Below are 1,311 nucleotides of genomic sequence, written 5' to 3' on the forward strand. Positions count from 1 at the left end.
CCGAAGGAAGCTGGCTCTGTCCGGACACAACCCAGCTCTGGTTGCCGGTCGTATTCGTCCCGGCATTGATCAGGCTGTCGCCGCCGCCGCCAAAACTCAGGTTAGGGCAAAAACTGCCTGCCCCGAGGCCAAGATTAAAGTTCGTATCCAGACCCGTCACAGAGAGACCGCAATGGGCAGAACTCTGGAGGCTGTCCCATTCTGATGAAAGCTGGGAGCAGATCTTGCCCATCGCCGCCTCGGCAAGTGATGCGACATTCAGTTTACTCGTTACGACATCCAGTCCGACGCCGTTGAAGAAGTTTCCCAGGCAGGTGAATTTCGTCACGGACTTAGGCTGATGGATCGTTGCGTCGTCCGCCTTCAGGTCTGCGGCAAGCCCGGTCGCCCCTGCTTGCACGAGTGTCTGGCAACCGGACGAAGCGTCCTCTCCAAAAGCAGGTGTAACCAGACTGAAGCCTAACGCGGCGATCAGCGGTACAACGGTCAGACGTGCGCTCTCTCGACACACTCTCATTGTGCAGTACCCCGAGGCGTCACCGAAGGCAGACTGCTCTGTTGTGAGACAGGCTTTACGAGAGGTCCAAGGATCTGCCTCGCGCCCTCTGCTGTCAGCCATCCGCCCGTGGGCTTTTCCTGCTCTCTCGTCTCACCAGACACCTTGACCCTCCAAAGCGGTTTCCATCCTGAGAGATAATAGAGGTGGGGGTTGTGAGTGCGTGCCCGGTCTGTCGCGGCGGCAGGAACGGGTTGGCAACCGAAAAACGTCTTTGCGAGACATTCCGAAGCCGGAACGGGAAGCCAAAAAAACCAGATTGTGAGCCATGCAAAAACGGAATGGAGGTATTCCCCAAACGCGGCCTCGCTGATTTTCGGGACTCCGCTGCCTTCTCCGCTAACTGTTGCAAAAATACACAGTTCCCTAAAAACGACCAGTCATCGGTAACATTTTGCGACGCGAGCGGTTAGGCTGTTTGACGGTAGATTAACGCTTCGACGGATGTAAAGAATATCATGCAGGCAAGCATTGCGGAAATGAAGTTTCAAAGCATGGTGGTTCCACCGTGGATAGGTTTGCCATTTAACAAGTTCTTACGTCCTGCCGGGATCTTAAAAGAGTTAACAACAAGTAAAGAAACATCGTTAAAGCTGACGAAAACCAGAAGGCTATGGTCTCACGACGAGACGATGGAGCTGACGAAATCCTATCCGACGGACACCGCGATCAAGGTCATTGCCGAGAGGCTTGGGAGAAGTCCGCAGGCGGTCGCGAACAAGGCTAAGCGACTGGGATTGCGCCGTCCGCTGACG

1 protein-coding gene and 1 pseudogene are annotated in these 1,311 nt (G+C 55.1%); one reads left to right on the forward strand and one right to left on the reverse strand.

Going from position 1 to position 1,311, the window contains the following annotated elements; translation table 11 throughout:
* A partial coding sequence (locus R5H23_RS16755; protein ID WP_317216119.1) for a hypothetical protein occupies nucleotides 1-619 on the reverse strand: 619 nt, incomplete at its 3' end.
* 395 nt (nucleotides 620-1,014) lie between these two features.
* On the opposite strand from R5H23_RS16755, the pseudogene R5H23_RS16760 reads away from it, so the two are divergent.
* Nucleotides 1,015-1,311 (forward strand): annotated as a pseudogene (locus R5H23_RS16760) (hypothetical protein); the annotation flags it as partial.

The organism is Gluconobacter sp. GP1, from assembly GCF_032913585.1.
GTDB classification, from domain to species: Bacteria; Pseudomonadota; Alphaproteobacteria; order Acetobacterales; family Acetobacteraceae; genus Gluconobacter; species Gluconobacter cerinus.